Origin of the sequence: Pseudomonas rhizoryzae (assembly GCF_005250615.1) — a bacterium.
In the GTDB taxonomy this organism is placed as follows: domain Bacteria; phylum Pseudomonadota; class Gammaproteobacteria; order Pseudomonadales; family Pseudomonadaceae; genus Chryseomonas; species Chryseomonas rhizoryzae.
This window is the reverse complement of the sequence record NZ_SULM01000003.1, coordinates 259,119-273,225: the sequence shown is the minus strand read 5'-3', so window position 1 is coordinate 273,225 and position 14,107 is coordinate 259,119. Positions and strand designations below refer to the sequence as shown.

Sequence of the window (14,107 nt, the reverse complement as noted above, 5' to 3'; positions counted from 1 at the left end):
GGACACCTCTCAATCGGTGGCTCGGTCGCGCGTGGCGTCTTCAGCGGCCATGGAAGACATTCCCAACTGGTCGGCCAGGTCCTGCAGATCGCTGGCCTCCAGATCCCAGCCACCGTTCGACACCTCGCCCCCCGCAGGCCCCTTTTCCCGTGGCCGTTGGATGAAGGCGGTGGCCAGGCCCAGTTCCTGGGCGGCCTGCAGGTCACCGTTGTGGGCGGCGCAGAGCATCACCTGTTCGGGTTGCAGATCGAGCAGGGCGCAGGCGCCCAGGTAGACCTCCGCTGCCGGCTTGTAGCGCTGGAAGAGATCGGCGCCGAACAGCATGTCCCAGGGCAGCCCGGCGTGACGCGCCATCGCCAGCAGCAGGCTGACATTGCCATTGGACAGGGCGCACACCGGGTAGCCCTGACGCAGGCGGTGCAGGCCGGGCACGGCATCGGGCCAGGGCTGCAGCTGGTGCCAACGACGGTTGATCCAAGTCACCTCGGCCTCGGTCAGTCCGACCAGGCCGTGGCGCGGCAGCAATTCGTCCAACGCCAGGCGGTGTACCTCATCGAGGGGCAGCCAGGGCAGGGTGCGGGCCGCGATCTGCGGCAGGATGGCCTCGTAGGCCTCGGCCCGCCAGGCATCGGCCAGGGCGCCCCAGTCGGCCTGCACGCCGTGCTTGGCGGACAGCCCCTGAAGTTGCTCGACCAGGCTGCCGCGCCAGTCCACCACGGTGCCGAAGACATCGAAAAGCAGCGCCCGCACGGTCGTCGTCATGGGTAGACTCCACAAGATAGGTATTTCCACCAGACGGAGCGCGCGGGACCAGGGTTCCCCCCGCGCGTCCGGAGGTCGTCCTTCATCCCCACAGGATCTTGCCATGACGTTGCGCCACCTCACCCATTGGGTGTTCGACCTGGACGGCACCCTGACCCTGGCCGTCCACGACTTCGCCGCCATTCGCCGGCACCTGGACATTCCCGAGCAGGCGGACATCCTGCATCACCTGGCCGACCTGCCGGCCACCGAGCGCGAGGCCAAGCATGCCTGGCTGTTCGAACACGAACGCGAACTGGCCGTGGCGGCCCGTCCGGCGCCGGGGGCGGTGGCCCTGGTGCGTACCCTGCATGAGCAGGGCCGGCACCTGGGCATCCTGACCCGCAATGCCCGCGACCTGGCGCTGCTGACCCTGGCAGCCATCGGACTGGAAGACTGCTTCGAGCCGGCCGCCGTGCTCGGGCGGGACGAAGCGGCGCCCAAGCCCGATCCGGGTGGTCTGCTGCATCTCGCCGACCTCTGGCAGGTGGCGCCTGGGAGTCTGGTGATGGTCGGCGATCACCGCTATGACCTGGAGTGCGGACGGGCGGCCGGGTGCCGCACCTTGCAGGTCAACCAGCCCGGCGATCCCTGGCCAGCGGCGCGTGACCAGCGCTTCGAGGACTGCCAGGAGCTCCTGTCGGCTCTTTGACGCTATAAAAACGTCCTTTGGGCTCCAGGGAGTATGTCGTTCGCTGGCGGGATGGCTAATATGCAGGTTTTGGATCAGCCTGGGGCCAGTCGTATGAGCCTTGCTTCCGCCAGTGATCGGCCGCCTTCAGGCGACCTGCGCCAGTACGAGCGGCAGGCGCTGGAAAGTCTCGCCACCGGCCTGCCGCTGGCCCGGGTGCTGCAGTCCCTGATGCAGCGGGTGGAGCGCCTGGCACAGGTGCGGCTGCATGCCTGCATCCTGTTGCTCAGCGACGATGGCCGCTTTCTGGAGAATGGTATCGCGCCGAGTCTGCCGGAGGCTTACAGCCAGGCGCTGGGCCGACTGGAGATAGGTCCTCAGGCCGGTTCCTGCGGTACCGCCGCCTATCGGCGCGAGCCGGTCTACGTCGAGGACATCGCGACCGATCCGCTGTGGGACAACGCGCGCGAGCTGGCCTTGAAATACGGCCTGCGCGCCTGCTGGTCGATGCCGATCCTGGCCCTCGATGGCCGGCTGCTGGGCACCTTCGCCAACTACTACCGGGAACCGCGGCGCCCCTCGGCCGCCGAGCGTGATGCCTTCCGTCTGGTCACCGAGACCGCCGCCCTGGCCATCGAGCGCCATCAGGCGGATCGCCAGTTGCGCGAGAGCGAAGACCACTATCGGCACCTGGTGGAGCTCAATCCGCAATACACCTGGACCTGCGATCCTGCCGGTGGCGATCTGGTCTTGTCGCCGCGCTGGCAGCAGCTGACCGGCCGAGTTGAGCTGGATGCCGAGACCTTCTGGACGCTCCTGCATCCGGACGATCGCGTGCTGACCCGGCAGACGTGGGCGGCGGCCCTTGGCACTGGCCAGGCCTATGACCAGGAACATCGCGTGCGGGTGGCGGACGGCAGTCATTGCTGGATGCGCACCCGCGCCTATCCCCGCCGCGACGAACGCGGCGCGGTGATCCGCTGGTATGGCACCACCGAAGACATCGACGATCGCCATGAAGCCGAGGAGGCCCTGCGTCGCGAGCGTGCCACCCTGGAAGTCCAGGTGCAGGCGCGCACCGCCGAACTGGAGGCGGCCAATCGGCAACTGCGCGAAGAGATGCAGAGTCGGGCGCAGACCGAGGACCTGCTGCGCCAGGCGCAGAAGATGGAAGCGGTCGGTCAGCTCACCGGCGGCATCGCCCACGATTTCAACAACCTGCTGGCCGGCATCCAGGCCAGCCTGGACCTCTTGCGCCGTCGGCTCGCCCCGGACGGCCTCGCGGCGGTCGCCGGTCTGCTGGACACCGCGACCCAGTCAGTGAACCGCGGCGCCAGTCTCACCCATCGCCTGCTGGCCTTTTCCCGCCGGCAAACGCTACTGCCCCAGGCCGTCGACGTGGCCAACTTGATCGGCGATTTCCAGGAAATCCTCCTGCACAGCCTGGGGCCGCAGATTCACTGCCGGCTGGAGCTGGAGGAGGGACTCTGGCAGGTGGACGCCGATCCCCACCAACTGGAGAACGCGCTGCTGAACCTGGCGATCAACAGTCGCGATGCCATGCCCGCGGGCGGCACCCTCACCATCAGCGCCCGTAACTGGGGGCAGCACAGTGTTGGGTCGGCGCTGCCGGTGGGCGACTATCTGCTGATCGAAGTGGGCGACGATGGCGTCGGTATGGCGCCGGAGGTCCTGGAGCGCGTCTTCGAACCCTTCTTCACCACCAAGCCGGTGGGCCAGGGATCGGGCCTGGGCCTGTCGATGATCTATGGCTTCGTCCAGCAGTCCCGCGGCCAGGTGACGGTGACCAGCGCACCCGGCCAGGGCTGCCGCGTCAGTCTGTACCTGCCACGCCATCCTGGTACGCCGGTCCTGGCGCCGGTGAGCGTCGTTGCTGCCAAGGCGGCGCGCGAGCTACCCAGCGCCCGGGTGCTGCTGGTGGAAGACGATACGGTGGTCCGCAGTCTGTTGGTGCAACTGTTCGACGAATTGGGCTGGCGCTATCGCGATGCCAGCGATGCCGAGGCGGCGCTGGCGGCCCTGCGCGAGGGTGAGGGCTTCGACCTGCTGATCACCGATGTCGGCCTGCCCGGCTTGAACGGTCGCCTGCTGGCCAACGCCGCCCGCGCCCTGCGGCCCAGTCTGCCGGTGCTGTTCATCACCGGCTACGTGAACGACGCCGAGCCGCAATCCTGGCTGGTGGCCGAGGGTATGCAGGTACTGGCCAAGCCCTTCACCCTGGATACCTTCGTCGCCAAGGTCCAGGGGCTACTGGGGACGCACCCGGCGCTCAGCCTTTGACTCCTTAGCGGCCCGCGCCGAACAGGGCCTGCCGGCCTTGGAGCGAGGTGAAGATCGCATCGCCGTTGTGCCCCACCCCTGGTACCTCGACCAGTTGCTGGGTCAATCCGGGGTGACGGCCCTGCAGGTATTGGTAGTAGTTCAGCCCACGCGCCAGGCGATAGGGGCCCTGGGCCTCGGCGGCGCAGCTCTTGTCCAGCGCCGGATGGTTGGGGTCGGTGTCCTGGGCACCCAACAGATAGGTGATGGCGAGACCTGCGTAGTGCCGCTCCAGCGTGGCGGCGTCGCGGCCCTCTGCGTAGGCCGGCAGGCCTTGCAGACCGTATTTCCAGGTATTGAAGTCCGGGCAGGTCGCGGCGCCGGCGAAGGGCCCGAAACGGCCCTGGGTATCGGGCCGACTGGCGTCGAAATAGACATAGGACGAGGGATTGGCCACCACGAATCTCAAGCGGATGCCGCTGCCCGCCAACGGGCCCTCGCCCCGACCGAGTACGGCGTAGCGCTGCACCACCTGGCCGCCGCCGGAATGGCCGGCGATCACCACCTCTTGCAGATTGGGCAACAGGCGCCGATCCGCCAGATGGGCGAGGAGGGCGTCGAACACCGCGAAGCTGCTCAGCGGGCGCGGCCCCAACGCCGGCTCGCCGCCCATCCAGGCATTGCCCTGCCAACGCAGCAGGTCATCCGGCAGGTGATGGCGTTCGACGTCCTGTTCGTTGAGGAATTGCGGCGCGATCACCAGGGTGTCGGCGCTGGCGCCCGCCGCCTGGGTGGCGGTCTCGCCGGAGCGGAAATAGGTGGCGGCGTTGCGCAAGCGGCCGTGGACGATCACCAGGGCGCGACGGATTTCCGGATGTGGCTGATTCCAGTCGGTGGAGAGCTGCAGCGCGGCCTGGGCCGCGCCGATCGGCAAGCGGTCGTCGACGATGCGGGCGACGCCCTCGTGTGGCGCCGCCAGTGCCGAGCCGAAGACCAGGGACAGGCACAGCGCGAGCAGCGGAGGCATCGACGGACTCCCGGCAGGTCAGAGCGCCTGCGTGGCGAAGGTATTGCAGCTCTCCACCTTGCCACTGTCGAAGCCGGTGCGGAACCACTTCACCCGCTGCGCCGAGCTGCCATGGGTGAAGGAGTCCGGCACCACGCGACCCTGGGCCTGGCGTTGCAGGCGATCGTCGCCGATGGCGTTGGCCGCGTTCAAGGCCTTTTCCAGATCCCCCGGTTCCAGCCAGTTCAGGCGTTTCTGGGCGTCGTTGGCCCAGACCCCGGCATAGCAGTCGGCCTGCAGTTCCAGCCGGACCGAAAGGCCCGTGGCACCCTCGGTGGGGATGCCGCGGCGGCGCGCCGCCTCCATCTTGCTGGTGGTGCCGGTGAGATTCTGCACGTGATGGCCGACCTCGTGGGCGATGACGTAGGCACGGGCGAAGTCGCCGTCGGCGCCGAAGCGCTGCTGCAATTCCTGGAAGAAGGAGAGGTCCAGGTAGACCTTGCCGTCCACCGGGCAATAGAAGGGGCCGGTGGCCGCGGTGGCGCCGCCGCAGCCGGATTGCACCTGGCCATTGAACAGCACCAGCTTGGGCGGCTGATACTGCTCGCCGTGGGCCTGGAAGATGCGTGTCCAGGTATTCTCGGTCTCGCCCAGCACCACCCGGACGAAGTCCACCTGGCGGTTGTCCGCTGGCGCGGTGGTCTGCTGCTGGGTCGGCGCGCCCTGGCCACTGAGGCTGATCAGGTTGCCGAGGATCTGCGTCGGGCTCTGGCCGCTGAGCAGGCCGAACACCACCACCAGCGCCACGCCACCCAGGCCCAGGCCGCCACCGATCTTCAGCCCGCGTCCGCCGCTGGCCTGTTCCACGTTGTCGCTACGTTGTCCCTTGTCCCATTGCATGGCGGCTATCTCTTGAATTGTCGTCATCGCTAGGACCGCGCAGCACCGCGAAAATGCATTACCGGAAATGACAACGCCCGCGACGGGCGCGGGCGTTGTGAAGTAGGCGACGAACGCGGATCAGGCCGCGGTCTGGCCCTGCTTGAGGCTCTGCATGTCGATCACGAAGCGGTATTTCACGTCGCTCTTGAGCATGCGCTCATAGGCCTGGTTGATGTCCTGGATGGCGATCTGTTCGATGTCCGAGACGATGCCGTGCTTGGCGCAGAAGTCCAGCATCTCCTGGGTCTCGCGGATGCCGCCGATGAGCGAGCCGGCCAGTTGGCGGCGCTTCATCACCAGGTTGAACACGCTGGGCGCCGGGTGCGGCTCGGCGGGTACGCCGACCAGGGTCATGGTGCCGTCCCACTTGAGCAGGGTGAGGAAGGCGTCCAGGTTGTGCGGCGCGGCCACGGTGTTGAGGATGAAGTCGAAGCTGCCTACGTGGGCGGCCATCTCGTCTTCGTTCTTCGACACCACCACCTCGTCGGCGCCCAGGCGCAGGGCGTCGTCCTTCTTGCCCGCGCTGGTGGTGAAGAGCACCACGTGGGCACCCATGGCATGGGCGATCTTCACGCCCATGTGGCCGAGGCCACCCAGGCCGACGATGCCGACCTTCTTGCCCGGGCTGACCTTCCAGTGGGCCAGCGGCGAATAGGTGGTGATGCCGGCGCACAGCAGCGGCGCCACGGCGGCCAGGTTCTCGGTGTGGCTCACCTTGAGCACGAACTTCTCGTTGACCACGATGTGGTCGGAGTAGCCACCCTGGGTGTTTTCGCTACCACCGTAGAGGTTGCCGTTGTAGGTACCAATGAAGCCGTTCTCGCAGTAGGACTCTTCGCCGGCGTCACAGGGGGCGCAGTGCTGGCAGCTGTCGACCATGCAGCCGACGCCGACGGTGTCGCCGACCTTGAAGTTCTTCACGTGGGCACCGACCGCGGTCACGGTGCCGACGATCTCGTGGCCCGGTACCGAAGGATAGAGGGTGTTGTTCCACTCGTTGCGGGCGGTGTGCAGGTCCGAATGGCAGACGCCGCAGAAGAGGATGTCGATCTGCACGTCGTGGGCACCCGGTTCGCGCCGCTCGAAAGAGTAGGGCGCCAGGGGTTGGTCGGCGGACTGGGCAGCGTAGCCTTGGGCTTGGCTCATGAAATACCTCATTCAGATGGGTGGAACGGGGCGGCCAGGTTGGCCTGGCCGAATGACAAACCGTCGATCCTGCGCAGCGCAGGTCTGCGGCACCAATCGATCGTCTCGATATTCGTCATGCCGCCCATCGATGGAACTCGGGCGGCAGGAGTACGACGTTTTACGACTAGGGTTCCCCTGGCGATGTTCCCGCACCGATCCGTCTGCCTCTGGGCATCCGTCGCTCTCAGCGCGCCAGCCGTGGCGCCACCGTGGACAGCAGCCGGGTGGCCAGGTGGTCGAGCAGCACGCGAACCCGCGGCAGCGTCTCGCGACTGCGCGGCCACACCAGATTGATCGGCAGCCCGTCGACGGCGAGCTCCGGCAAGACATCCACCAAGGCGCCACTGGCCAGGTGCTCGGCGATCAGCCAGGTCGGCAACTGGGCGATGCCATGGCCGGCCAGGGCCGCCAGCACCTCACCTTCGCCGTCGCCCACCGCCAGGCGTGGACTGAACACCCAGCGTTCGAGATCGCCCGGCTGCTCGCCGCGCAGGTGCCAGGGGCTGACTAGGCCGTCGGCTTGCCGGAAGCCGATGCACTGGTGCTCGGAGAGGTCAGCGGCGCGCTGTGGACGACCCCGGCGAGCCAGATAGGCCGGGGCGGCGCAGAACACCTGACGCTGGGTGCCTAAATAGCGATGCCCCAGGCTGGCCGGCCAGGCGTCGGAACCGCCGATGCGCACCAGGATATCGATGCCCTCGTGGACGGGATCGACGAAGCGATCCGAGAAGGACAGATCCGGTTGCAGCAGGGGATAACGATGCAGCGCCTCCAGCAGCACCGGCAGCACGTGCAGGCGGCCGTAGGAGGCGGGCAGGTCGATGCGGACCCGGCCATGGGGCTCGCCGTCCTGGGTGGTCAGGCCCAGCTCGGCCTGTTCCAGTTCGGCCAGCACCGCCGTGCAGGTGCGATAGAAGCTCGCCCCGGCCTCGGTCAGCGTCAGCCGGCGGGTGGTGCGCTGGAACAGCCGTACGCCGAGGCGTTCCTCCAGCCGGGCCACGCTCTTGCCGATGGCCGAGCCGGTGAGATTGAGTCGCTCACCGGCGGCGGTGAAGCTGCCGAGATCGGCCACGGTGACGAAGACGTCGAGTCCCTTGAGGCGTTCGGAGGAATACAAGACGGGCTCCTGATTAAAGAATTTAATTCCCGTCAGAGGGGAATTTTTACCCAGGATACGCCGTTAATTCTTCAATAGGCTGGAGTCATCCATCCCTCGCGACACTCCCTTATTCATACGCCCGCACTTCCTGCGGGCCGTCGCCCATTTCTCTTGGAGGCTTCATGCGTAAAGGCACCGCTCTCATCGTCGGCGTGACCGGCATTTCCGGCTACAACCTGGCCCTCACCCTGGTCGCCTCCGGCTGGACCGTCTACGGCCTGGCGCGCAAACCGGTGGAGCAAGAGGGCGTCATCCCGGTCGCCGCCGATCTGCTGGACGCCGACGCCACCCGCCAGGCGCTGGCCGGTCTGCCGATCAGCCATGTGTTCTTCTGCACCTGGACCCGGCGCGCCACCGAGAAGGAAAACGTCGAGGCCAACGGCGCCATGATGGACAACCTCTGTCAGGCCCTGGACGGCGCGCCGCTCCAGCATATGGCCCTGGTCACCGGCACCAAGCACTACCTGGGTTCCTTCGAGGAATACGGCAGCGGCAAGGCCGAGACGCCCTTCCGTGAAAGCGAGCCGCGCCAGGCCGGCGCCAACTTCTACTACACCCTGGAAGACCTCCTCTTCGCCGCCGCCGAGCGCCATGGCTTCGGCTGGAGCGTGCACCGCTCGCACAGCATGATCGGCCAGGCCAAGGGCACCAACGCCATGAACATGGGCCTGACCCTGGCGGTCTATGCCTCGCTGTGCAAGGCCACCGGCCAGCCTTTCGTCTTCCCCGGTTCCCGTACCCAGTGGGATGGCCTCACCGACGTCACCGACGCCGGCCTGCTCGCCGAGCAGTTGGAATGGGCGGCCCTGGCACCGGCGGCGCGCAACCAGGCGTTCAATACCGTCAATGGCGACGTCTTCCGCTGGCGCTGGCTGTGGGGCGAGATCGCCGCCTTCTTCGAGCTGGAGCCGGCGCCCTATCCCGAGCAGCCCATGCCGCTGGAAGCGCGGATGAAGGACGTCGCGCCGGCGCAATGGCGCAAACTGGCCGAGGAACACGGCCTGGTGGAGCACGACGTCGACAAGCTCGCCTCCTGGTGGCACAGCGACGCCGACCTGGGCCGCGAAATCGAGTGCCTCAACGACATGACCAAGAGCCGCGACCTGGGCTTCTTCGGCTATCGCGACACCCGGGCGAGCTTCCTCGACCTCTTCACCCGGCTGCGGGCGCAACGCCTGATTCCCTGAGCCGCTCTGGTCCGCCCGTTTGCTTGAATCCAGGCAACGGGCGGTTTTCAGTCCTGCACTCGGGGCGCAGAATGCGGCATCTCGTCGCAGGATGCGCCCCATGCTCGAAACCCTCGCCACCTTCCTTCCCGCCTTCAGCCCGCTCGACTGGCTGTGCGTCGAAGCCATCCTGGTGCTGGCCTATCTGATCTTCGGCGTCGCGGGTTTCGGCAGCGCCCTGGTCGCGGGCCCCTTGCTCACCAGTTGGCTGCCGCTGTCGCGTATCGTGCCCTTGCTGGTGCTGCTGGATTTCCTCGCCTCCTTCCACAACTGGCTGCCGGATCGTCGCGCCATCGCTGGGCGCGAACTCCAGCGCCTGCTGCCCATGCTGCTGCTCGGCGCGGCTTTGGGTACCTATCTGCTGCTGCGTACCGATGCCCGGTTGCTGATGCTGTGGCTCGGGCTGTTCGTGGTGGCCTATTCCACCTACAGCCTGCTGTCGCCCAAGGGCTTCCGCCAACTGGCACCGGCCTGGTCGATTCCCGCGGGTAGCGTCGGCGGTCTGTGCGGAGCCCTGTTCGGCAGCGGTGGCTTTCTCTATGCGCTCTATCTGAACGGTCGCCTGCAGGACAAGAACGCCATCCGCGGCACCCAGAGCTTTCTCATCGGCTGCAGCGCCGCCATCCGCATCACCCTGCTGTTGATCGCTGGCGCCTACAGCGACGGCAGCCTCTTGCTGCTCGCCGTCTGCCTGCTACCGGCCATGCTGCTCGGCGGCTGGATCGGCCGCCACCTACAGCGCCGCCTGTCCCGCGAACGTTTTACCCGGCTGGTGACCTGGTTGGTGTTGGTGTCGGGCGTCACGCTGATCGGGCGGTATCTGGCGGGATAGCCAGTGAGGCCGGACGCTCTGTGTTGGGCTTCGCGCGCTCAACCCAACCTACCGCACCAGCCCCCTCTCCCTTAGGGAGAGGGTTGGGGTGAGGGCAACGTTGGGCTTAACCCTTGCCCAACACTTCCGGATTGGCCAGCCCGGTCGGTTCGCCGCTGAAGAAATTCACCAGATTGGCGAAGGCCTCGCCGAAATAGAGTTCGTAGCTGTGCTTTTCCACGTAACCCAGGTGTGGCGTGCAGAGCACCTGCGGGTGGGCGAGCAGGGGATCGTCCGGCGCCACGGGTTCCTGCTCGAAGACGTCCAGCGCCGCCTGGCCGGGATGACCCAGCTCCAGCGCCGTGAGCAGGGCGCCGGGTTCGATCAGGCCGGCGCGGGCGGTGTTGACCAGCAGGGCGCTCTTCTTCATCCGCGCCAGGTCCTCGGCGCGCACGCAGCCGCGGCTGCGCTCGCTGTATCTCAGATGCAGGCTAATGACGTCCGCCTCGGCGAAGAAGGATTCCTGGCTGACCGCGGCGCGATGACCGTCGGCCTCGGCGCGAGCGCGCGACGCCTCGCTGCCCCAGACCAGCACCGGCATGCCGAAGGCGTGACCGTAGCTGGCCAGGCGCTGGCCGATCTTGCCGTAACCCCAGATGCCGAGGATCTGGCCATCCAGCCGCTCACCGAGGTTGACCTGCCAGCGTCCGGCATAGAGGGCGTCGATGGCTGGCTTGAGGCGGCGGCGCGCCATGAGGATCAGCGTCCAGGTCAGCTCGGCGGTGGAGACCGGCGAACCGCTGCCTTCGCAAACCGCCACCCCGCGGTGGGTACAGGCCGCCACGTCGAGGTGGGCGGTGGCCTTGCCGGTTTGGCTAATCAGCTTGAGCTGTGGCAGGTGCGCCAGCAGGTCAGCGTCGACGCGGGTGCGCTCGCGGGTCAGCACCAGGGCGTCGGCGTCTCGGAAGCGCTCCACCAGCACCTTGGGATCGCGCTCGGCATCGTGATAGAGCGTCACCTGGTGCCCGGCGCGCTGGAGCAGGGGATAGCAGTCCAGGGTTTCGACGACGTGCTGGTAGTCGTCGGGGATGACGATGTGCATGGCGGGCTCCGTTGTTGTTCTCTACAACCAGTGGAGCACTTGCCGGGTCGTCCGACAAGATGGCCAGCGCAGCGGTGGACCAGGCCGCGCCGTTGTCCACCCCACCCGTAGCCTGGAAAACCGCGCAGCGTTTTCCAGGACGAGCGCTAGTAGGGAATCACCAGCGGCGTACCCGCCAGCGGATTCTCGATCACCGCACATTTGAGGCCGTACAGCGCCTCGATCAGTTCGGGGGTGACGATCTCCGCCGGCGGTCCTTCGGCGAGGATGCGTCCGGCGCGCAGGGCGATGATGTGGTCGGCGTAGCGACAGGCCTGGTTGAGGTCGTGCAGCACCGCCACCAAGGTCCGACCGCCCTCGCGATTGAGCCGGCAGAGCAGCTCCATCAGTTCCACCTGGTGGGCGATGTCGAGGTAGGTGGTGGGTTCGTCGAGCAGCAGCAGCGGGGTCTCCTGGGCCAGCGCCAGGGCGATCCATACCCGCTGGCGCTGGCCGCCGGACAGGCTGTCCACCGCCCGCTCGGCGAGGTCCAGGGTATTGGTGGCTTCCAGGGCGTGCAGCACCGCGCGCTCGTCGGCATCGGTCCAGCCGGCGAAGGCCTGCCGATGGGGGTGGCGCCCGCGCGCCACCAGATCGCTGACCAGGATGTCGTCCGGCGCCACGGCGCTCTGCGGTAGCAGGCCGATGCGGCGCGCCACCTCGCGGGTGGGCAACTCCTGGATCAACCGGCCGTCCAGGCGCACCTCGCCGGCACTGGGGCGGATCAGCCGCGCCAGGCTGCGCAGCAGGGTCGACTTGCCGCAGCCGTTGGGGCCGATGATGACGGTGAAGCGGCCATCGGGCAGTTGCACGTCGAGGTCGCTGCAGATCGGCTGGCCGCCGTAGCCCACGGTCAGGCCGCGAGCGGCGAGGCGGCTGGAGGAAGCGTCTTGGCTCATGAGGTCCGCCGCCATTCGCGGCTCAGCAGGAAGATCAGATAGAAGCCACCCAGGGCACCGGTGAGCAGCCCGACCGGAATCTGGAAGGGCGCGAGCAGCCGCTGGGCCAGCAGATCGGCCAGGGCAGTGAGGCAGGCGCCGAGCAGGGCGGGCGCCAGGATGCCGAGATCGGCGCTGCGGGTCAGGCGTCGCGCCAGTTGCGGCGCCGCCAGGGCGACGAAACCGATGGGGCCGGCGGTAGCGATGGCCAGGGCCGCCAGGGCCACCGCCACCGCCAGCAGCAGATTCTGGCTGCGCAGCACCGGCAGGCCCAGGGCGCGGGCCAGGTCGTCGCCCAGCTCCAGCAGGCGCAGGCGCCGGGCCAGGAGGGCGGCCAGCGGCAGAAGCAGCAGGCAGCCGGCGAGCAGGGTGAGGGTACGGCTCCAGGTCATCAGGTCCAGACTGCCGAACAGCCAGAGCCGAGCTTCCTGGGCCTGGTCCAGCTCGGCGCGGGTCAGCAGGTATTCATTGAGCGAGGCGAGCAGGGCGCTGATGGCGATGCCGAGCAGGATCAGCCGCTCGCCGCGAATGCCGGCCAGGGCGGCGAGCCCGGCCACCAGCACGGCGGCCAGCAGGCCCCCGGTGAGGGCGCCAAGCATCAAGGCCGCGCCGCCCAGTTGCAGCCAGAGCAGGGTGATGAGGGCGCCACTGGCCGAGCCGACGGTGAAGCCCACCAGGTCCGGGCTGGCCAGGGGATTGCGTGCCAGCCGTTGGAAGATGGCGCCACTGGCACCCAGCGCCGCGCCAACCCCAAAGGCCGCCAGCAGGCGTGGCAGGCGCAGGTCCAGGATGATCAGGCTGGCCAGCGGATCGCCCTGACCGAGCAGGGTGGTCAGCACGCGATGGGGCGCCGGGGCGAAGGCACCGCCGCTGAGGGTGAGGGCGCAGAGGCCGATGGCGGCCAGCATGAGCAGCAGCAGGCAGGCCTTGAAGCGCGCCGAGCGGCGTGGCGCGAAGCGATGACGGCTCACGAGCGCACCCGGCGAGCGGAGCGGATGACCAATATCAGCAACACCGGGGTACCGAGCAGGGCGCAGACGATCCCGGCCTCCAGCTCGCCTGGCAGGGCCACGCGGCGCCCCAGGGTATCGGCGAGCAACAGCAGGTCGGCGCCAGCCAGGGGGGCCAGCGCCAGAATCCAGCGCCAGTCCGCGCCTACCAGCAGGCGCAGGGCATGGGGTACCACCAGGCCGAGGAAGCCGATGGGGCCAGCCACCGCGGTGGCGGCGCCGCATAGCAGCACGATGGCGACGAAGGCCAGCAGCCGGACCTGTCCCGGCTGTGCGCCGAGGGCGCGACCGAGGTCGTCGCCCAGGGCCAAGGCATTGAGCCGGCCACCCAGTGGCAGGCCCAGCAGCAGGCCGATCAGCAGCAACGGCAGGATGGCCAGGGCGCCGCCCGGGGTCTGCCCACTCAGGGCGCCCACCGCCCAGAAGCGGTAGCTGTCGAACACGGCGCTGTCGAACAGGGTGATGATGCCGGTGCCGGCGTGCAGGCTGGCGCTCAGGGCGATACCGGCAAGGATCAACCGCAGCGGCTGCCCCCGCGCCGGGGCGCTGCCGCCCAGCAGATAGACCAGACCAGCAGCCAGGGTCGCGCCCAGCAGGGCACAGGCCAACCGCGTCGGCGCGCTGTCCAGCCCCACCAACGATAGCCCGGCCACCACCGCGAAGGCCGCGCCGGCATTGATTCCCAGCAGACCGGGGTCGGCCAGGGGATTGCGCGTCAGCGCCTGCATCAGCGCACCGGCGAGGCCCAGGGCGGCGCCCACCAGCACCCCGAGCAGGGTGCGCGGTAGGCGCAGATCCCAGAGCACCACGGCTTCCGTCGAGCCATCGGGGGCGAACAGCAACTGGAGGATGCGCGCCGCCGACAGCGGCCGGGCGCCGATGCCGAGACTCGCCATCACCGCCAGCGCCAGGGCGATCAGCAGCAGGACCAGCACCAGCCCGCCTCGGGCGAAGGAGGTGCGGCGGATGACGGG

Annotated in this window: 13 protein-coding genes; 4 read left to right on the top strand and 9 right to left on the bottom strand. The window is 68.3% G+C overall.

The features are described 5' to 3' along the window. Positions 1–9: 9 nt before the first annotated feature. Positions 10–762, bottom strand: coding sequence for a haloacid dehalogenase type II (locus FAZ11_RS05840; RefSeq protein WP_058769030.1), 753 nt, complete (start codon positions 760–762; stop codon positions 10–12). 103 nt (positions 763–865) lie between these two features. On the opposite strand from FAZ11_RS05840, the gene FAZ11_RS05835 reads away from it, so the two are divergent. Then, complete coding sequence (locus FAZ11_RS05835; protein ID WP_058769031.1) at positions 866–1,453, top strand: HAD family hydrolase; 588 nt, start codon at positions 866–868, stop codon at positions 1,451–1,453. Between the two features lie 93 nt (positions 1,454–1,546). Further along, complete coding sequence (locus tag FAZ11_RS05830) at positions 1,547–3,733, top strand: ATP-binding protein (RefSeq protein WP_058769032.1); 2,187 nt, start codon at positions 1,547–1,549, stop codon at positions 3,731–3,733. A 4-nt stretch (positions 3,734–3,737) separates the two neighbouring features. Here the strand turns inward: FAZ11_RS05830 and FAZ11_RS05825 are convergent, their stop codons facing one another. From FAZ11_RS05825 to FAZ11_RS05810, 4 genes are all read right to left on the bottom strand, one after another. Continuing rightward, positions 3,738–4,739 (bottom strand): hypothetical protein, encoded by a 1,002-nt coding sequence (locus FAZ11_RS05825; RefSeq protein WP_058769033.1) that lies wholly within the window; start codon positions 4,737–4,739, stop codon positions 3,738–3,740. A gap of 18 nt (positions 4,740–4,757) precedes the next feature. After that, the gene (ypfJ, locus tag FAZ11_RS05820) at positions 4,758–5,618 is read right to left on the bottom strand and encodes a KPN_02809 family neutral zinc metallopeptidase (protein ID WP_058760042.1); all 861 of its coding nucleotides are present in this window, start codon (positions 5,616–5,618) and stop codon (positions 4,758–4,760) included. Between the two features lie 120 nt (positions 5,619–5,738). Continuing rightward, complete coding sequence (locus tag FAZ11_RS05815) at positions 5,739–6,806, bottom strand: NAD(P)-dependent alcohol dehydrogenase (RefSeq protein WP_058774136.1); 1,068 nt, start codon at positions 6,804–6,806, stop codon at positions 5,739–5,741. A 226-nt stretch (positions 6,807–7,032) separates the two neighbouring features. Further along, positions 7,033–7,965, bottom strand: coding sequence for a LysR family transcriptional regulator (locus FAZ11_RS05810; protein ID WP_058760044.1), 933 nt, complete (start codon positions 7,963–7,965; stop codon positions 7,033–7,035). Positions 7,966–8,129: 164 nt separating this feature from the next. Here FAZ11_RS05810 and FAZ11_RS05805 point away from each other — a divergent pair, with 164 nt between their 5' ends. Both FAZ11_RS05805 and FAZ11_RS05800 read left to right on the top strand, forming a co-directional pair. Next, positions 8,130–9,194 (top strand): SDR family oxidoreductase, encoded by a 1,065-nt coding sequence (locus FAZ11_RS05805; RefSeq protein ID WP_058769035.1) that lies wholly within the window; start codon positions 8,130–8,132, stop codon positions 9,192–9,194. A 100-nt stretch (positions 9,195–9,294) separates the two neighbouring features. Then, positions 9,295–10,065: a sulfite exporter TauE/SafE family protein gene (locus FAZ11_RS05800; protein ID WP_058769036.1), complete on the top strand. Its 771-nt coding sequence runs from the start codon at positions 9,295–9,297 to the stop codon at positions 10,063–10,065. A 106-nt stretch (positions 10,066–10,171) separates the two neighbouring features. On the opposite strand, the gene FAZ11_RS05795 is transcribed toward FAZ11_RS05800, so the two are convergent. From FAZ11_RS05795 to FAZ11_RS05780, 4 genes are all read right to left on the bottom strand, one after another. After that, the gene (locus FAZ11_RS05795) at positions 10,172–11,146 is read right to left on the bottom strand and encodes a D-2-hydroxyacid dehydrogenase family protein (protein WP_058769037.1); all 975 of its coding nucleotides are present in this window, start codon (positions 11,144–11,146) and stop codon (positions 10,172–10,174) included. 146 nt (positions 11,147–11,292) lie between these two features. Further along, complete coding sequence (locus FAZ11_RS05790; protein ID WP_058769038.1) at positions 11,293–12,099, bottom strand: ABC transporter ATP-binding protein; 807 nt, start codon at positions 12,097–12,099, stop codon at positions 11,293–11,295. Next, a complete protein-coding gene (locus FAZ11_RS05785) occupies positions 12,081–13,094 on the bottom strand; it encodes a FecCD family ABC transporter permease (RefSeq protein WP_058769039.1) in 1,014 nt (337 codons plus the stop codon). The genes FAZ11_RS05790 and FAZ11_RS05785 overlap by 19 nt, the downstream gene beginning before the upstream one ends. Then, entirely contained in the window at positions 13,091–14,068 is a 978-nt protein-coding gene (locus FAZ11_RS05780) for a FecCD family ABC transporter permease (RefSeq protein WP_058769057.1), read from the bottom strand. Before FAZ11_RS05780 ends, FAZ11_RS05785 begins: the two co-directional genes overlap by 4 nt. Positions 14,069–14,107 lie beyond the last annotated feature (39 nt).

What these genes read in the sequence shown, in the direction of transcription:
- FAZ11_RS05815 (WP_058774136.1), bottom strand. Translation starts at nt 6,806, where the DNA reads ATGAGCCAAGCCCAAGGCTACGCTGCCCAGTCCGCCGACCAACCCCTG.
- FAZ11_RS05835 (WP_058769031.1), top strand. Translation starts at nt 866, where the DNA reads ATGACGTTGCGCCACCTCACCCATTGGGTGTTCGACCTGGACGGCACC.
- FAZ11_RS05800 (WP_058769036.1), top strand. Translation starts at nt 9,295, where the DNA reads ATGCTCGAAACCCTCGCCACCTTCCTTCCCGCCTTCAGCCCGCTCGAC.
- FAZ11_RS05790 (WP_058769038.1), bottom strand. Translation starts at nt 12,099, where the DNA reads ATGGCGGCGGACCTCATGAGCCAAGACGCTTCCTCCAGCCGCCTCGCC.
- FAZ11_RS05840 (WP_058769030.1), bottom strand. Translation starts at nt 762, where the DNA reads ATGACGACGACCGTGCGGGCGCTGCTTTTCGATGTCTTCGGCACCGTG.
- ypfJ (WP_058760042.1), bottom strand. Translation starts at nt 5,618, where the DNA reads ATGCAATGGGACAAGGGACAACGTAGCGACAACGTGGAACAGGCCAGC.
- FAZ11_RS05825 (WP_058769033.1), bottom strand. Translation starts at nt 4,739, where the DNA reads ATGCCTCCGCTGCTCGCGCTGTGCCTGTCCCTGGTCTTCGGCTCGGCA.
- FAZ11_RS05795 (WP_058769037.1), bottom strand. Translation starts at nt 11,146, where the DNA reads ATGCACATCGTCATCCCCGACGACTACCAGCACGTCGTCGAAACCCTG.
- FAZ11_RS05805 (WP_058769035.1), top strand. Translation starts at nt 8,130, where the DNA reads ATGCGTAAAGGCACCGCTCTCATCGTCGGCGTGACCGGCATTTCCGGC.
- FAZ11_RS05830 (WP_058769032.1), top strand. Translation starts at nt 1,547, where the DNA reads ATGAGCCTTGCTTCCGCCAGTGATCGGCCGCCTTCAGGCGACCTGCGC.